Genomic DNA, 17,156 nt, shown 5'->3' with positions numbered 1-17,156 from the left:
TTTCAAGGAGTGATACCATGATTAAAAATTGGGCTTTATCTATTATATTAAATGCTATTGCATTGATTGCTGTTGCTCAATTATTTGAGGGTCTTATCATAACGGATTTTGTAACTGCCATTCTTGCGAGCTTAATTCTGTCGCTGTTAAATGTAATTGTAAAACCGATTCTTGTTTTTTTCACCCTGCCCATTACGATTTTTTCGTTAGGATTGTTCTTATTTGTCATTAACGCCATAACGTTAATGATTACCCAGGCAATTATTGGTGATGCCTTTGTCATTGAAGGATTTGGTACTGCTATTTTAGCAGCTATCGTATTATCTGTTTTAAATTTATTACTCCAAAAACTTGTCGTAGATGCATTTAAAAAATAGAGGCATTTTCATATTATTTGTTGCTCTGCCTTCCGCAGGTGAAATACACTACGATCTTGGCTGGTGAGAGATAAGTCTCCTCGCTACGGGGTCACACCTGTCTCACGTCTCCCCCTGGAGTCTCCGTGTATTTCACTTGCTTGCGCACTATCAACGAATTCACTTTTTAAAAACAACAACCTTTTAGAAAACATCCAAAATAGAAGGAAACAGGAGAAAGCAGCCTCTAGAAATACAGGCTGTTTTCTATTTGAAGAGAACTTTTCTATACATGTTTATATTCGGTAACCTGCAAGCAGCTTAGTGCTGTTTATTACGGTAATCTTTTTGTGAATCCTGAAGCTTTAGTGTAAAATATACGTTAAATCGTGCTAAAATAAGTAGCAGCAAGGGAACGTTTTAGGAGGAAATATACATATGGCGAAAGTACGTACTAAGGATCTTATTGAACGATTTAATTTGGAACTGATTGCAGGGAAAAACGGAATTCATCGTGAAATTGTAAAAAGTGATATATCAAGACCAGGCTTAGAAATGGCTGGTTACTTCAAGCATTATGCAGCAGAGCGTATTCAACTTTTAGGGAAAACAGAGGTATCCTTCTTTTACGATTTATCGGATGAAATGAAAACTGACCGGATTAAGAGACTTTGTACGGATGTAACTCCGGGGATAGTGATTTCGCGGGGAATGGAAGTACCTCAGGAACTAATTGAAGCCGGACAGAATGCTGGAGTTCCGATTATGCGTTCTCCACTTAAAACGACAAGTGTAATCAGTCGTATGACCAATTATCTAGAATCAAAATTTGCCCCATTTACTGCTATTCATGGGGTCCTTGTAGATATTTACGGGGTAGGCGTACTCATTACAGGTCAAAGTGGCGTCGGAAAAAGTGAAACTGCTTTGGAGCTTGTGAAAAGAGGACATCGGCTGGTTGCTGATGATAGTGTGGAAATTCGTCAGGAAGACTTTGATACCCTGATTGGTAATTCACCACCGCTTATTGAACACTTACTGGAAATTCGTGGGCTAGGAATTATTGATGTAATGACTTTATTTGGTGCCGGAGCTGTTCGCAGTCATAAGCGAATTACCATGGTTATCAATCTCGAATTATGGGATAAAGACAAACAGTATGATAGGCTTGGTTTGGATGAAGATACGATGAAAATTATGGACGTTGAGTTACCTCAAGCGACGATTCCTGTTCGCCCTGGACGTAACCTTGCTGTCATTATTGAAGTAGCAGCGATGAATTTTCGCTTAAAACGGATGGGGATAAATGCGGCAAAGGACTTTAGCCAACGTCTAACGCAAATGATCGATTCTGATGATGATAAATTTGAAGAATAAGGAGAGGAAAACATGCTATTCAATATACAACCCTACGACCGAGTCTTTATTGAATTAGGACCAATCTCCATTTATTGGTATGGTGTCATTATTGCTACCGGTGCCGCACTAGGTTTGTGGTTAGCAACTCGTGAGTCAAAACGATTGGGCTTAAAAGAAGATATTTTTGTAGATTTACTGATTTTTGCTATTCCTGCAGCCATTATATGTGCAAGAATCTATTATGTCACGTTTGAATGGGACCGTTATGTAGGTGAACCCTGGTGGAAGGTATTCGCTGTCTGGGAAGGAGGCATAGCGATTCATGGCGCCTTAATTGGTGCTGTTTTAACCGCCTTTCTTTTTGCCAAAGTAAAAGAAATATCCTTTTTTACGCTTGCTGATATTGCGGCTCCAAGTCTTTTAGTAGGTCAGGCAATTGGCCGCTGGGGGAACTTTATGAACCAGGAAGCTCACGGGGGGCCTGTATCTGAAGAAGCCTACAACCATTTTATTCAATATATTCCTGATTTTATAACCAATCAAATGATTATAGATGGTGTCATGTACCAGCCAACCTTTCTTTATGAATCGGTTTGGAATATATTAGGACTCTTGGTATTGCTTTATATGCGTAAAGTTAATCCTAGACGCGGGGAAATTTTCTTTAGTTACTTAATATGGTATTCCTTTGGTCGTTTCTTTATAGAAGGATTACGTACGGACAGTTTATATGTAATGGGAACCGATATCCGTGTAGCCCAGCTTATTTCTGTATTATTAATTGTTATCAGTATTTTGGCGATGGTTTATCGTCGAAAAAAGGGGTTAGCAAATGTACACTATAATGGTCAATTACCATCGGAAAAATAGGAGGTTAGGTCGTGTCGGGAATTTTACAACGTGGACTTAAAAGCGGATTATCATTAACGTGGATGCTAGGAAAGATCATTTTTCCTGTTACATTGATTATTACAATCATTGGCCATACGCCATTTTTTCCCGTAATTATTGGCTGGTTAGAGCCCTTTATGAATTTATTAGGGCTGCCAGGGGAAGCTGCAGTACCTCTTGTATTAGGAAATTTCTCAAATCTTTATGCCGGTATTGGCGCAATTATCACCTTTGATTTTACGGTTAAAGAAGTTTTTATTTTGGCCATTATGCTTTCCTTTTCTCATAACTTACTAATTGAATCCTCCATTGCATCCAAGGTAGGCGTAAGCTGGTGGCTGATATCTGGTATTCGAATTGGTTTGGCTGTCTTTTCTGCCGTTATCATTCATTTGTTTTGGAGTGGCGGTCAGGAAATGGCACAGTATGGACTAATTTCCAGTGGACCTGAGCCAGAGACATGGGCAGGCATTTTATATTTAGGACTGGAAACAGCCTTTATTGCGATTGTACAGTTAGCTTTGATTGTGATTCCTTTAATGATAGTAATGCAGTGGTTAAGAGAGAAAGGCTACTTTACGGTGATGTCTAATTGGCTCGCTCCATTTACCAAACTGTTAGGTGTACAGCGTAATGCGTCGATGACACTTGTAACAGGATTAACGATAGGGCTCGCTTATGGCGCTGGTTTGATGATTCAGGCTGTAAAAGAAGATGGAATTTCCAAAAAAGACATGACACTTGTGTTAATTTTCCTTGTTTCGTGTCACGCTGTAGTAGAGGATACCTTAGTCTTTGCACCACTGGGAATCCCACTATGGCCACTTCTTTTGATTCGACTGGTTACTGCTATTATACTCACAGCAACAATAGGATTTATCTGGAACCGCCGCACAGAAATTAACAAAGGAAAGGAAACGACAGCGCATGAGCATTCGTACACTTCTATTTGATTTAGATGGAACTTTAATCGATACAAATGAGTTAATTATTTCATCTTTTTTACACACGCTAGAACAATATGTGCCGGGTCAATACGGAAGGGAAGACGTCTACAAATTTATCGGCCCGTCCTTATGGGACAGTTTTGGAACAGTTATGCCAGACAAAGTAGATGAAATGGTTGATACGTATCGAAAACACAATTTAGAACACCATGATTCCTTTGTAGTTGCTTATGATGGTGTTTTGGAAACCATTCAGCAAGTAAAGCAGGATGGTTATCAGCTTGGGATTGTAACGACTAAAATCGCTGAAACGGCAAAAAGGGGACTAAAGGTTACGAAACTGGATTCCTATTTTGATGTCCTTATTGGTTTAGATGATGTGAGTCATGAAAAACCTCATCCTGAACCCATATATAAGGCATTAAAAGCTTTAGATGCGAAGGCAAGTGAAGCGATTATGGTAGGAGACAACACCCATGATATCCTCGCAGGTCAAAATGCGGGTGTGAAAACAGCTGGTGTAGCATGGACAATAAAAGGACGAAAGACTTTAGAATCCTTACATCCAGATTATATGCTTGATAATATGCGTGATTTGTTAACGATCGTAGGGAAGTGATGATGTGAGACGGACGAATCGATACCGTGTCCAGGGAGCTAATTCGCTTTGGCATGTTTATAAGACAGTTCCATTTTGGAAGGTCGTCAAAAATTTTATCGTTATCCAGGCGGCACGGTATACCCCTTTTTTATCCATGAAAAATTGGATGTATCGCAGATTATTGAGGATGCACGTTGGCGATCAGACATCCTTTGCTTTTAATGGTGATGTTAGATGTTATGTTTCCTGAAAAAATTTTCGTAGGGCGAAATACGGTAATAGGATATAACACGACTATTCTAGCTCATGAATATTTGATTAAGGAATATCGACTTGGTGAGGTTGAAATCGGAAATGAGGTCATGATTGGGGCTAATTCCACTATCCTTCCCGGTGTAAGAATAGGTGATCATGCGATTGTTTCAGCTGGTACGGTTGTCCATAAAGATGTACCTGCAGGGAGTTTTGTAGGAGGCAATCCTATGCAGGTGATTTATACCAAGGAGGAAATGGACGAACGGAAGAAACAGGATGATTTTTTGAATCAGGACGACGTTTAAAGCTGGTTAGTGAACTTTTTATGTTTGTAGTTCATTAACCAGTTCTTTTTATTGACTAATTGGGTAATTCGCCTAATCTCCTCATTTATTTACCCTCTCTTTGACCTACCTATATATGTCTAATTTTTCACCATAATGTCAATAAAATTGTTAAAAAATTCCTAGTATTTCATCAACTAATATAATAGAATGAAGGTAAGCGGTAGGGTTATAGAGTTCAATGATTTGAATGCAGGTGTGAGCATTCAAAATCTTTGAGGAGGATTTTTTATGATGAAAAAAATAGTGAATGACCCTGAATTAGTAGTAGAAGAAATGTTACAAGGTTTTGTTGCTGCGCATCCAAACGATGTGAAGCAGTTACCAAATACAACAGTGATTGCACGAAAAGATGCACCTGTGTCCAACAAAGTCGGTCTGGTAAGTGATGGTGGAAGCGGACATGAGCCTGCCCATGCTGGTTATGTAGGAGAAGGTATGTTAGATGCAGCGGTCGCGGGCGAAGTGTTTACTTCACCAACTCCAGACCAGGTGTTTGAAGCGATTAAAGCTGTGGATAGTGGACAGGGTGTATTTTTAGTTATTAAAAATTATACCGGTGATGTAATGAATTTTGAGATGGCGAAAGAAATGGCTGAGGCTGAAGGAATCAGAGTTCAGCAGGTCGTTGTAAACGATGATGTTGCAGTGGAGGATAGTTCTTTTACAACGGGCCGCCGTGGAATTGCAGGAACAGTTTTTGTTCATAAGATTGCAGGTGCTAAGGCTGCTCAAGGTGGTTCATTAGAGGAAGTAAAGGCTGTTGCGGATAAAGTTGTCGCAAATGTGCGTTCCATCGGGATGGCTTTGACACCATGTACTGTACCTGCTGCTGGAAAACCAAGCTTTGTTTTAGAGGATAAAGAAATGGAACTTGGTATTGGTATTCATGGGGAACCAGGCATCGAACGTAAAGCAATTACAACCGCTGATCAGTTGGCAACAGAACTTACTCAAAAAGTATTAGATGATATGAACCTCTCCAGTGGTGATGAAGTGGCTGTAATGATAAATGGTCTGGGCGCAACGCCGGAGATGGAACTATATATTGTTAACAGGAAAGTAAGTGAGATTCTTTCTGATAAAGGGTTTAAGGTTTATGAAACGTTTGTAGGGAATTATATGACATCGCTGGAAATGGCAGGCTGCTCTGTAACATTGCTGAAAGTCGATCAAGAGTTAAAGGATCTTCTTGAAGTACAATCGAAGGCGCTGGCATTTCGTCGCTAGAATGGAGGAATTTATATATGGAACTGCAAATTAAACAAGTTATCAGCTGGATGGAAAAAACGAATGAAAAGATACAATCCAATAAAGAGTATCTAACTTCTCTTGACCAGGCGATTGGTGATGGAGATCATGGGCTGAATATGGCTCGTGGATTTCAGGAAGTGGTGAATAAACTATCATCGTCAAACTATACCTATGTGTCAGATGTACTAAAAGATGTTTCTATGACCCTATTATCTAAAGTGGGGGGTGCATCTGGTCCATTATATGGTACAGCCTTTTTAAAAATGTCTACAGCTTTAAAAGGGATTGAAACGGTTGATTACCCTCAATTTAAGAAGGCTGTTGTGGAAGCTGTAAATGGTGTAAAAGAGCGAGGGAAAGCGAATAAAGGAGAAAAAACGATGATAGATGTTTGGGAACCGATTGTTGATTTTCTCCAAAAACAGGATAATCTCGAAGCGAAGGAACTAGAATCTACAGCTGAAAAGGCAATGGAAGCAACCCAGGATCTCAAGGCTACTAAAGGCCGCGCTGCATACTTAAAGGAACGTTCTATTGGTCATTTAGACCCTGGATCTGTGTCTTCCTATTATATTTTTGCTGCCCTTTCAGAGGTGCTGGAGGAAGGAGCATAACCGAATTATGTCAAACGTAGGAATCGTCTTAATTTCACACAGTCCCAAGGTGGTAGAAGGAATTAAAGATATTATCCGGCAAATGGTTCCAGATGTACCAGTTGAGCTGGCAGGTGGAACCGATGATGGTTCCATTGGTACCAATGTGGAAAAAATCCAAAACGCCATCGAAAACGCCTATAATGAAAAAGGTGTACTACTCTTTTTTGACCTTGGAAGTGCCATGATGAACGCAGAGTTAGCAGTTGAAATGACAGATTATGAAAAGGTAAAAGTTGTGAAAGCCCCTTTATTAGAAGGCGCTTACGTTGCGGCTGTGGAATCTGGAATGGGCAAAACGTTAGAAGAAGTTGAGAAAGCTGCCCGGAATGTTTTCGACCAAACATAAGATAGTTAAAGCAAATCCCTTCCAAGGATGGATAGAATAGATTATCATCTTTGGAGGGATTCTTTATGTGTAAGAGAATTTTTTAATTGGAATAGAAACAAACTATACAAAAAGTGTTCAGTAAGATTGGGGTGTCTTTTTGATTGAATTTAAAAGCAACGTTGTCCCAGCGCTTCGGAATATAAAAGATTTTGAGAAAATGCTGGAAAGCGAACACGAATTTCTGGTGTTTTTAGAGACAAGGATTTCGCAGTTACGCAGTTTAGTCAAGTATGCTCACAAACAGAAGAAAAAAGTATTTATTCATGCCGATTTGGTACAGGGACTCAAGGCAGATGAGTATGGAATTGAGTTTTTAATTAATGAAGTGAAAGTTGACGGCATTATTTCTACTAGAGGAAATGTGATTACATTAGCTAAAAAGCATCGAATTTTCGCTGTCCAGCGTTTATTTGTACTTGATAGTCATGCGTTAGAACATAATTTGAAAATATGTAATCGAGTGAAGCCGGATTGTATAGAAGTTTTACCAGGTATTATCCCGAAAATTATACAAGAAGTTCACGAACAAACAGGTATCCCGATTATTGCAGGAGGACTTATCCGCACGAATCAGGATATTGAAGAAGCTTTAGGCAATGGTGCTGTGGCGGTAACAACCTCAAACCGGGATCTTTGGGATTAAAAATATAAAGAAAAGAAAAAATAATGGTTGACAGCGTTTTCATAGACATGTATTATAATAGATAACAAGTTAATTATCGTGATGGAGATTATGAGAACCACACTTTGTACCATATTTCTTGTTTTGGAGAAGTATGTAGTTAAAGTGTGGTTTTTATTTTTCTCTATCGCAGCACGTGCTAACAACTTGTTAAATCTTAGTTCCTAAAATAGTATAAGGGAGTGTTGGAGATGACTGAATTTCTTGCGGAAGTTATCGGCACCATGATTCTCATTATATTCGGTGGTGGTGTTGTTGCTAGTAATGTATTAAATAAATCAAAAGGTGAAGGCGGCGGCTGGGTATTAATTACACTTGGCTGGGGACTTGGTGTTACATTTGCCGTTTTCGCTGTAGGAAATGTATCAGGAGCACATATTAATCCTGCTGTTACATTAGGTTTTGCAGCGGTTGGAGATTTCCCCTGGGATAAGGTACCAATGTATATCTCAGCACAAATAATTGGCGCATTTATCGGAGGTATTATCGTTTATTTTGCTTACTTGCCTCATTGGAGAGAAACGAAAGAAGCAGGCTTAAAGTTGGCTGTATTCTCAACCGATCCAGCGGTACGCAGTCCCCTATCGAACTTTGTAACGGAGTTAATTGGTACTTTTGTTCTCGTAATGGGTTTACTATTTATTGGAGCTAATGAATTTACAGAAGGATTGAATCCATTAGTTGTTGGTGCATTAATTGTTGCGATTGGAATGTCTCTGGGAGGACCAACCGGCTATGCGATTAATCCAGCACGTGATTTAGGTCCAAGAATTGCCCATGCTTTACTTCCTATTCCAGGTAAAGGAAGTTCAGATTGGGGATATGCATGGATTCCCGTAATAGGTCCAGCTTTAGGCGGTATTTATGGTGCGTTATTCTACAAGGCCGTTTTTACTAGTGAGTATTCTGGAGCGTTTTGGGCAGTAAGTGTAATTGTGGCTGTTATATTAATTGCGGCAGCTGGAATAGAATTAAAAAAAGCTAATGAAGCTCCAGTTGAAAATAATGCTTCACAATCATTATAAGGAGGAGATATTGATGAGTACATTTATTCTATCTTTAGACCAGGGAACAACAAGCTCGCGAGCGATATTGTTTAATCATGCAGGGGAAATTGTCGAAACAGCACAGAAGGAGTTTGAACAATTCTTTCCAAAGCCAGGTTGGGTGGAACATGATGCGAATGAAATCTGGACATCGGTTCTATCTTGTATTTCAGAGGTATTGCGCAAGGCAGATGTAGAGCCGGATCAGATTGCAGGAATCGGAATTACCAACCAGCGTGAAACAACGGTTGTTTGGGACAAAAATACCGGAAAGCCAATCTATAAAGCTATCGTCTGGCAATCCCGTCAAACCGAGGATATTGTACAAGAATTACGTGAACAGGGATATAATGACTTATTTAAAGAAAAAACCGGTCTGCTCCTGGACCCTTACTTCTCTGGTACAAAAGTAAAATGGATTTTGGATAATGTAGAAGGTGCAAGAGATAAGGCTGAAAAAGGTGAATTGCAATTTGGAACTATTGATAGCTGGCTCGTATACAAACTATCCGGCGGAAAAGCTCATGTCACCGATTATTCAAATGCTTCCCGTACGTTAATGTTTAATATTTATGATTTAAAATGGGATGACGAACTGCTTGATATTTTAACAGTGCCAAAGAGCATGCTGCCTGAAGTCTGTCAGTCCTCCGAAGTTTATGCCAATACAGTAGATTATCACTTCTTCGGTCATGAGGTACCCATTGCCGGAATCGCTGGGGACCAGCAGGCTGCATTATTTGGTCAGGCCTGCTTTGAAGAGGGTATGGTTAAAAATACCTATGGTACAGGTGGCTTCCTATTGATGAATACAGGAGAAGAGGGTGTGCAATCCAAAAATGGTCTATTAACCACACTTGCCTGGGGAGTAGATGGCAAAGTGGAGTACGCTTTAGAAGGTAGTATCTTTGTATCCGGTTCAGCTATCCAATGGTTACGTGATGGCTTGGAAATCATAGATCATGCACCACAAAGTGAAGATTATGCTACTAAGGTTGATTCTACAGATGGTGTTTATGTTGTACCAGCATTTGTTGGTTTGGGAACACCATACTGGGATAGTGAAGCACGGGGAGCTGTGTTTGGTTTAACCCGCGGTACATCCAAAGAGCATTTTGTACGTGCTACGCTGGAGTCTCTTGCTTATCAGTCTAAAGATCTTGTAGATGCGATGGTGGCCGATTCAGGTATTGATGTAAAATCTCTCCGTGTAGATGGTGGAGCAGTTAAAAATAACTTTCTTATGCAATTCCAAAGTGATATTTTAGGCGTTCAAGTAGATCGTCCAGTAATCAATGAAACCACAGCATTAGGTGCTGCCTATCTCGCTGGCTTAGCTGTTGGTTATTGGAATGATAAAGAAGAAATTGCGAAACAATGGAAAGTTGAACGTACATTTACAGATAACCTGCCTGAAGAAAAACGTAACGAGCTATATGATGGCTGGAAGAAAGCGGTTGCTGCAACCCGAGCATTTAAGTAATCCATGTTCGTTGCTTTAAAGATGGTTGTTTCCATAATTCCTTTGCCCCACATAGGGGCCCTGTCCGCTTTTTATCCGTGGAAATGACTTTCCATAAAGTGATACACATGTTATAATAAAGATAAGTTAATAAATTGGACGGAGATTCCTGAGAGACCACAAGTGCTCTATATAATGTATAGGGGCAATTTGTGGTCTCTTTTTTATTAGTATCCGTCTTTAAAGGCTGGATAGCCTAAACAATAGAGCTTGTTGAATAAAAAGGAGCGATGGGCGATGTTTTCAAGTTTAAACCGTAAAGACATAAAAACTGGAATGAAGGATGAATCCCTTGATTTACTCGTTATTGGAGGGGGAATTACAGGTGCAGGTATTGCCCTTGATGCTGTAACACGTGGAATGAAGGTTGCAGTAGTAGAAATGCAGGACTTTGCCGCTGGTACATCCAGTCGTTCTACAAAGCTCGTGCACGGTGGGCTTCGTTATTTAAAGCAATTTGAAATTGGTGTTGTATCTGAGACAGGTAAGGAACGTGCTATTGTATACGAAAATGGCCCTCATGTTACAACGCCTGAATGGATGATGCTTCCATTTTACAAGGGTGGTACTTTTGGTCCGTTATCTACAAATATTGGGTTACGTGTTTATGATTTTCTTGCTGGTGTAAAAAAGAGTGAAAGAAGAAAAATGTTTACATCAGAAGAGGCAATGAATCGTGAACCTCTCTTAAATGGAAACAATCTTAAAGGTGCAGGGTATTATGTAGAATATAAAACCGATGATGCCCGTTTAACGATTGAGGTTATGAAAAAAGCGGTTGAAAAGGGTGCCCTTGCATTAAACTACACTAAAGTTACTGATCTCATTTATGACAATAACACAGTAGTTGGGATTGAAGTAGAAGATCAAATCGACGGCAGCACAGACCAGCTCTTTGCTAAGAAAATAGTAAATGCTGCAGGTCCGTGGGTTGATACGTTACGTGAAATAGACCGTTCTAAACGGGGAAAAACGTTACAGCTTACAAAGGGAATCCATCTGGTATTTGACGGCGAGCGTTTCCCGTTAAAACAGGCTATTTACTTTGATACACCTGATGGCCGTATGGTTTTTGCTATTCCGAGACAAGGCAAAACCTATGTAGGGACAACAGACACCGTTTATAAAGGTGATATTGCCCATCCGACAATGACAGTAGAAGACCGGGACTATGTGTTAAAAGCTATTGATTATATGTTCCCTGCTGTAAAAATTAAACCAGAGGATGTAGAGTCAAGCTGGGCTGGGTTACGTCCACTAATTCATGAACAAGGTAAAGATCCTTCTGAAATCTCACGTAAAGATGAAATTTTTGTTTCTGATTCAGGCTTTATATCCATCGCAGGCGGGAAATTGACCGGCTACCGTAAAATGGCTGAAAGTATTGTTGATTTAGTCGGAGAACAGTTACAAAAAGAAGAAGATCGAACATTCCCGGGTACACAGACGAAAGAATTACCTATCTCCGGTGGTGAAGTAGGTGGTTCAGCAGGATTTGAGAAATTTATAGCTCAAAAGGTTCATGAAGGAGTAGAAGCAGGTCTGGATGAAGCAGTCGCTAAAACATTAGTAAAGCGCTATGGATCTAATATTGATTATATTTATGAAATCTATCAAAAGGAACAAGATGAAGCCGAAGCTGAAAATCTTGACCCGATTGTATATGCCATGCTTCGATATGGTATTGAATACGAACTTGTTTACAAACCAGTGGACTTCTTCATAAGACGTACAGGTGCTTTATTCTTCGATATCAACTGGGTACGCGAACACAAAGACGCTGTAATGGCTTATATGGCGAAGCAATTCAACTGGTTAGATGAACAAATACAGGAATATACCGAACAACTTGATCAACTCATGTATGAAGCTACACATCCAGTTGAGGATAGTGAGTAGAGCATGATGAAGGCTGACCCTTTAGTGGTCAGCCTTTTTAGGTGTGCCAGTTGGAATCCGGTGTGCAGTGGCGATTTAATGAGGGGGATTAAGGATTAAAGAACCCATTTCGTTAAATGATTTTGATTTTATATATAATTCGTAAGTTTTATGATCAATGACCAATTTAAAACAAGACGAATATTTGGGAAATACGCTCTGAACCTAACCTTCTTAAGATTAATGTGATTTCCAACGGACGATATCTACAAAAGAGAAGGCCTTTTTATAAAAAATCATGAAGCCAGCTTATTACTGTAATTCTGTTGACACCCGGTTAATTTTCCATGACAGGCTCACCCCCCTAAATCAAGATTATTCCAGCATTAACAACTGTCCTGCCATCATGCTATTAGAAAAACAAAAAGCAGCCCCATCCCATGAGGCTGCTACTTTCACGATTTAATACAGTTCTTTGAAAATTTCCTTCACACGTTCTACGGTCATTGCGCTGCCGCCCTCTTCTTCAACTCCTTCCAGTAACATAGCTATGAGAAAGTCCTGGTTTTCCGAGTCATAGGCAACGAACGCACCATTTTCGATTCCTTCTTCATCCTGACTGCTTTTTAATTCAGCCGTTCCTGTTTTTCCTGCAATAGGAACCTGTTGTATATCTGCGCCCCGTGCGGTTCCGTTCGTTCCAGCTACAACTTTTCGCAGCGCCTGGTTAATCATATCGGCATTTTCAGCACTTACTAACCCCTCATTCCAGATTTCCGGTTCCTGGTCAGCCAACAGTTGTGGCTTCATGAGATTCCCTTCATTCATAATCGGCGTATACATAGTGGCTAGATGTAAAATGCTCACTTGCAGTTCACCTTGCCCATATCCTGTATCAGCGAGCAGGATTTCTTCATCAAGCTGACCACTATTGGAAATCTCAGATTGTGGGATGCCATACTCATATGGAAATTCACTAGCAAATCCAAAATTTTGCAGTCCAGAAACCATATTCTCACCACCTATTTCTAGGGCGGTTTGAGCAAAATAAATATTATCTGAATAAACAAATGCATCTTCCAGATTTACAGGGTGTCCAGGATCGGTTACTCTGCGGATTTCATAATTGCCCCAACCTTCTTTTTGCCACGTTTCCCCTTTAATATCCCGCGTTTTATCAGGTGTAATGGTTTCCGTGGACAAACCAACCATGGCTGTTACGGGTTTAAAGGTCGACCCTGGTGCATATAAGGCCGTAAAGCGATTAAGTAATGGATTCTTTTCGTTTTCCATTAATTCAGTATAGTAATTGGATGTTAATCCATTGGGATCAAAGGATGGAGAACTAACCAGTGCCAGTGTTTCCCCTGTTTTTGGGTTGATCGCAGCGGCAGTACCTCTTTCCTGGTTCATTTTTTCATATATAGTCTGTTGAATCTCAGCGTCGATTGCTAAATGGATATCCTTCCCTTTTTTCGCCTTTTGGGAAGCAACCGTAACGTTTTCTCCATCAGATTTTTTAATGTAAATCTCTGCTCCAGGTTCACCTCTTAGCTCTTTTTCATAAAGCAATTCAAGTCCTCGTTTTCCAATCTGGTCCTGATTGGAATATCCTTCATCTTTGTACTCTTCTAATTCCTCAGCTGTAATTTCCCCCACATATCCCACTAAATGGGTCGCTGCTTCACCGAGTGGATAATAACGGCCAACTTGATCCTGGTAAAAAACACCTGGTATTTCCATAAGTTTATCAAATAACTCTTTATCATTTGGATTGATGGTACGAAGCGGAACGAACAAATTTGGTTCTACCCAATCCTGATTAAGTCTTTGATCAATATATTCTACATCTATGTGCAGAAGTTCTGATACCGCTTCTTTTGTTTCGTCCTCATGTCCTTCCATGGCTGAGGGCTTAATTCCCATCATAGGGAGTGTATCGTTAATGGCTAATCCATTATCATTACGATCAAAAATTTCCCCACGCGGGGCTTCTGTTGTATCAAGTCCGACTTCATCTCCCTTTTCGAGTTCCTCCAAAATATAAGTGGTGTCCCAATTTACATACCAATTGTCTTTATCATCACGTGTTTCTTTTACTAGTGTCATTTCATGGTCAAACGAAATAGGACCAGCAATGGAGTCCATTTTCACGTGTATGGGAAATGAGGCTTCTTCCATGTCTTCATAAGCTGGTTCGTCATCTTCTGATGGTTTCTCAAAGTCAACTTCAATATTATGAATATCTAAATCACCATATAAGTCCTTATATCGCTCAGCCATATTCTCCTTTGAATAATTTTCCTTGGAGGTTGTTGATAGATAATCTTCATACATTTTGCCAAATTTTTGTTCATTCCATAGGCTTATGTAATCAGCTAATCGCTCATCAGGTGTCACCTGATCATCTTTACATGCACCCAGGATGGTTAATAACAAAATGGCTGAAAACAAAATGATTTTCTTTTTCATACCAGCCACATCCTTTTATGAGTAGTGTTATCTTTATTTTACTTTTAAGTTTTAAGAGCTTCAAGGATTTAACAATAGATAGGAGATTTGTTGTAAAACCAAATTCATGGTCATTTTATTCCTTTATGGAATGTGTTATACTTTTTAGTGGTATATGTGTTGATAGGAGGCACTTCATGACGAATACGGAGAAATACCAATTTGATGATCAATTAAATGTCATCCCGTTCTTATTGGAAGGGGAGTTTTATTTTTCCCTGGGAGTAAAAGCTTTTCGAAAACATGAATTTGAAAAAGCTGAGAAGTGGTTAAAACGTGCGATTGAATTAGAACCAGATAACCCGCTTTATCCAAGCCAGTTATCTGTTTTATATACTGAAATCAAAGCCTATGATCAAGCCAACCAAATGCTTACAAAGGTTCTTGAAGACTTTGGTGATTCTTATGTGGATTGCTATTATTTAATTGCTAATAATTATGCTCATCTTGGTCTATTTCAGGATGCGAAAAAAAATATAGAAACGTATTTACAAAATGCTCCACATGGTGAATTTGCCAATGAAGCGAAGGAGCTTTTAAATTTATTAAAAATCTATAATGATGATTTAGAAGAAGATGGGGATGAGTGGATTTTTGATGAAGAAGACGAACTGTTAACTTATCAGGAATCAGCCTTTTATTATCTTGAACATCAGGATTGGGACCAGGCTCTTCCAATATTAGAGCACATGATTGCCAGATACCCGGATTATGTAGTCGCACAGCATGATTTTGCCTGGGCACTGTTTTTTTCCGGTGAGTATAAAAGGGCACTGGAGATTGAAAAAGAAGCCTATGAAGAGAATCCAAACAGTATTCATAGTATTGTTAATTTAGCTATTTTTTATGCTGAAATGGGCGAACAAGAACAATCTAACCAGTACATAGAATGGTTAGAAAACGTTTATCCTATACATGATCAACAACGACTAAAAATTGCAGCAGCCTTTGCTCATACAAAGCATTATAAACTAGCCTATGAACGTTTTAAACATCTGCCGAAAAATAATCTGCAGAATCATCTTTCTTATTATAAATGGTATAGCATTGTGTTATATAAAGTCGAGATGTATTCAAAAGCCGTTGAAATATGGAAAGAAGGGTGTTCACGTCATCCCTATCTAAAAGAAATTGGAAAACAACTTTCGATTGATGTGGATGAATGAGCATTTCAATAGACGTTTAAATCTTGATTTAATACGATAATACTAAGGGTAAAGAAATGTATTTCGAAGGGAATGATAAGTGTGGCTTCAGAAGATAAGATTTATGATGTCATTATTGCAGGAGCCGGTCCAGCAGGTTTAACAGCAGCTGTTTATACTTCGCGTGCGGATTTAGACACGCTGATGCTTGAAAGAGGAATTCCTGGTGGACAAATGGCTAATACAGAGGATGTTGAGAACTATCCAGGTTTTGACCATATTTTAGGTCCGGATCTTTCTAATAAAATGTTTGAACATGCGAAAAAATTTGGAGCTGAGTATGGCTACGGAGATATAAAGGAAATTAGAGACGGGAAAGAATATAAAACCGTTTTAGCTGGTGATAAAGAATATAAAGCCCGCGCAGTTATTATCTCAACAGGAGCGGAATATAAGAAATTAGGAGTACCAGGAGAAGAAGAGCTCGGAGGACGTGGTGTATCTTATTGTGCAGTTTGTGATGGTGCATTCTTTAGGAATCGTGAACTAATCGTAGTTGGTGGCGGAGATTCCGCAGTAGAAGAAGGCGTTTATTTAACTCGCTTTGCCGATAAGGTAACCATTGTTCATCGCCGTGATGAGTTACGGGCACAAAAGATTCTCCAGCAAAGAGCTTTCGATAATGAAAAAATAGACTTTATCTGGGATACAGAGGTTCAAGAAATAAATGGTAAAGAGGGGAAAGTCGGCAGTGTTACCCTTTATAATAATAAAACAGAGGAAACGTATGAAAAGGATGTAGATGGAGTGTTTATCTACATTGGCATGCTTCCTCTTAATGAACCATTTAAGAACTTAGGTATCACAAATGAAGAAGGTTACATTGAAACCAATGTAAACATGGAAACCAAAATTCCTGGCGTATTTGCAGCAGGAGATATCCGTGAAAAAGACTTACGTCAAATTGTAACGGCGACTGGTGATGGAAGTATAGCTGCACAATGTGCACAAGAATACGTAGAAAATCTGTTAGAGGAATTAAAGGTTGAACAGTAGTACAGATGGACTATCTGTGTAATATTCCTTTATTTAAACGTAACTTCCTTTTAATGCTGTTGTAATGTGTGTGAAATAATTTTAGGGTACAATGTAATTAAGAAAAATTGACCCCCTTTTAAAAGATAGATTCAATTTTTAGGCACAGGCGATGAATTTAGCCTGTGCTTTATTTTTGTAGTAAGAAAAGTGAAGGCGACTGATCAGGTTTTGCGGTCTAAGACGAAGACATGGAGTGACACGGATTTAACCGCAGAATGGCTTT

Annotated in this window: 15 protein-coding genes and 1 pseudogene; 15 read left to right on the top strand and 1 reads right to left on the bottom strand. The window is 39.3% G+C overall.

Going from position 1 to position 17,156, the window contains the following annotated elements; all coding sequences use genetic code 11:
• Positions 1-17 precede the first annotated feature (17 nt).
• The 13 genes and pseudogenes from BMX63_RS01145 (at position 18) to BMX63_RS01085 (ending at position 12,200) form a co-directional block, all read left to right on the top strand.
• Entirely contained in the window at positions 18-377 is a 360-nt protein-coding gene (locus tag BMX63_RS01145) for a phage holin family protein (RefSeq protein WP_093131121.1), read from the top strand.
• Between the two features lie 417 nt (positions 378-794).
• Positions 795-1,733, top strand: coding sequence for an HPr(Ser) kinase/phosphatase (hprK, locus tag BMX63_RS01140; RefSeq protein WP_093131119.1), 939 nt, complete (start codon positions 795-797; stop codon positions 1,731-1,733).
• Between the two features lie 12 nt (positions 1,734-1,745).
• Positions 1,746-2,585: a prolipoprotein diacylglyceryl transferase gene (gene lgt, locus BMX63_RS01135; protein WP_093131117.1), complete on the top strand. Its 840-nt coding sequence runs from the start codon at positions 1,746-1,748 to the stop codon at positions 2,583-2,585.
• Positions 2,586-2,596: 11 nt separating this feature from the next.
• Entirely contained in the window at positions 2,597-3,559 is a 963-nt protein-coding gene (locus tag BMX63_RS01130; protein WP_093131115.1) for a nucleoside recognition domain-containing protein, read from the top strand.
• A complete protein-coding gene (ppaX, locus tag BMX63_RS01125; protein WP_093131113.1) occupies positions 3,534-4,172 on the top strand; it encodes a pyrophosphatase PpaX in 639 nt (212 codons plus the stop codon). Before BMX63_RS01130 ends, ppaX begins: the two co-directional genes overlap by 26 nt.
• Before the next feature lie 4 nt (positions 4,173-4,176).
• Positions 4,177-4,714: pseudogene (locus BMX63_RS01120) on the top strand (acyltransferase).
• A 273-nt stretch (positions 4,715-4,987) separates the two neighbouring features.
• Positions 4,988-5,983, top strand: coding sequence for a dihydroxyacetone kinase subunit DhaK (gene dhaK, locus BMX63_RS01115; RefSeq protein ID WP_093131621.1), 996 nt, complete (start codon positions 4,988-4,990; stop codon positions 5,981-5,983).
• Positions 5,984-6,000: 17 nt separating this feature from the next.
• Positions 6,001-6,621, top strand: coding sequence for a dihydroxyacetone kinase subunit DhaL (gene dhaL / locus BMX63_RS01110; protein ID WP_093131111.1), 621 nt, complete (start codon positions 6,001-6,003; stop codon positions 6,619-6,621).
• Between the two features lie 7 nt (positions 6,622-6,628).
• A complete protein-coding gene (gene dhaM / locus BMX63_RS01105; protein WP_093131109.1) occupies positions 6,629-7,009 on the top strand; it encodes a dihydroxyacetone kinase phosphoryl donor subunit DhaM in 381 nt (126 codons plus the stop codon).
• 142 nt (positions 7,010-7,151) lie between these two features.
• Complete coding sequence (locus tag BMX63_RS01100; protein ID WP_093131619.1) at positions 7,152-7,694, top strand: glycerol-3-phosphate responsive antiterminator; 543 nt, start codon at positions 7,152-7,154, stop codon at positions 7,692-7,694.
• Between the two features lie 230 nt (positions 7,695-7,924).
• Positions 7,925-8,758, top strand: coding sequence for an MIP/aquaporin family protein (locus BMX63_RS01095; RefSeq protein WP_093131107.1), 834 nt, complete (start codon positions 7,925-7,927; stop codon positions 8,756-8,758).
• Positions 8,759-8,771: 13 nt separating this feature from the next.
• Positions 8,772-10,262, top strand: coding sequence for a glycerol kinase GlpK (gene glpK / locus BMX63_RS01090; protein ID WP_093131105.1), 1,491 nt, complete (start codon positions 8,772-8,774; stop codon positions 10,260-10,262).
• A gap of 276 nt (positions 10,263-10,538) precedes the next feature.
• Positions 10,539-12,200: a glycerol-3-phosphate dehydrogenase/oxidase gene (locus tag BMX63_RS01085; RefSeq protein WP_093131103.1), complete on the top strand. Its 1,662-nt coding sequence runs from the start codon at positions 10,539-10,541 to the stop codon at positions 12,198-12,200.
• A gap of 441 nt (positions 12,201-12,641) precedes the next feature.
• On the opposite strand, the gene BMX63_RS01080 is transcribed toward BMX63_RS01085, so the two are convergent.
• Complete coding sequence (locus tag BMX63_RS01080) at positions 12,642-14,651, bottom strand: penicillin-binding transpeptidase domain-containing protein (RefSeq protein ID WP_093131101.1); 2,010 nt, start codon at positions 14,649-14,651, stop codon at positions 12,642-12,644.
• A gap of 176 nt (positions 14,652-14,827) precedes the next feature.
• On the opposite strand from BMX63_RS01080, the gene BMX63_RS01075 reads away from it, so the two are divergent.
• Together BMX63_RS01075 and trxB are read left to right on the top strand one after the other, a co-directional pair.
• Positions 14,828-15,856: a tetratricopeptide repeat protein gene (locus BMX63_RS01075; protein ID WP_093131099.1), complete on the top strand. Its 1,029-nt coding sequence runs from the start codon at positions 14,828-14,830 to the stop codon at positions 15,854-15,856.
• A gap of 81 nt (positions 15,857-15,937) precedes the next feature.
• Positions 15,938-16,891 carry a thioredoxin-disulfide reductase gene (gene trxB / locus BMX63_RS01070; protein WP_245732666.1) on the top strand — a complete coding sequence of 318 codons (954 nt, stop codon included), beginning with the start codon at positions 15,938-15,940 and terminating at the stop codon, positions 16,889-16,891.
• Positions 16,892-17,156: the final 265 nt, after the last annotated feature.

Source organism: Salinibacillus kushneri (assembly GCF_900111405.1).
Lineage (GTDB): Bacteria > Bacillota > Bacilli > Bacillales > Alkalibacillaceae > Salinibacillus > Salinibacillus kushneri.
This window is presented reverse-complemented; position numbering and strand designations above follow the sequence as displayed.

Coding starts and splice junctions, on each gene's coding strand:
- BMX63_RS01145 (WP_093131121.1), top strand. CDS start 18: ATGATTAAAAATTGGGCTTTATCTATTATATTAAATGCTATTGCATTG.
- BMX63_RS01080 (WP_093131101.1), bottom strand. CDS start 14,651: ATGAAAAAGAAAATCATTTTGTTTTCAGCCATTTTGTTATTAACCATC.
- BMX63_RS01095 (WP_093131107.1), top strand. CDS start 7,925: ATGACTGAATTTCTTGCGGAAGTTATCGGCACCATGATTCTCATTATA.
- dhaL (WP_093131111.1), top strand. CDS start 6,001: ATGGAACTGCAAATTAAACAAGTTATCAGCTGGATGGAAAAAACGAAT.
- glpK (WP_093131105.1), top strand. CDS start 8,772: ATGAGTACATTTATTCTATCTTTAGACCAGGGAACAACAAGCTCGCGA.
- dhaM (WP_093131109.1), top strand. CDS start 6,629: ATGTCAAACGTAGGAATCGTCTTAATTTCACACAGTCCCAAGGTGGTA.
- dhaK (WP_093131621.1), top strand. CDS start 4,988: ATGAAAAAAATAGTGAATGACCCTGAATTAGTAGTAGAAGAAATGTTA.
- ppaX (WP_093131113.1), top strand. CDS start 3,534: ATGAGCATTCGTACACTTCTATTTGATTTAGATGGAACTTTAATCGAT.
- BMX63_RS01085 (WP_093131103.1), top strand. CDS start 10,539: ATGTTTTCAAGTTTAAACCGTAAAGACATAAAAACTGGAATGAAGGAT.
- lgt (WP_093131117.1), top strand. CDS start 1,746: ATGCTATTCAATATACAACCCTACGACCGAGTCTTTATTGAATTAGGA.
- hprK (WP_093131119.1), top strand. CDS start 795: ATGGCGAAAGTACGTACTAAGGATCTTATTGAACGATTTAATTTGGAA.
- BMX63_RS01075 (WP_093131099.1), top strand. CDS start 14,828: ATGACGAATACGGAGAAATACCAATTTGATGATCAATTAAATGTCATC.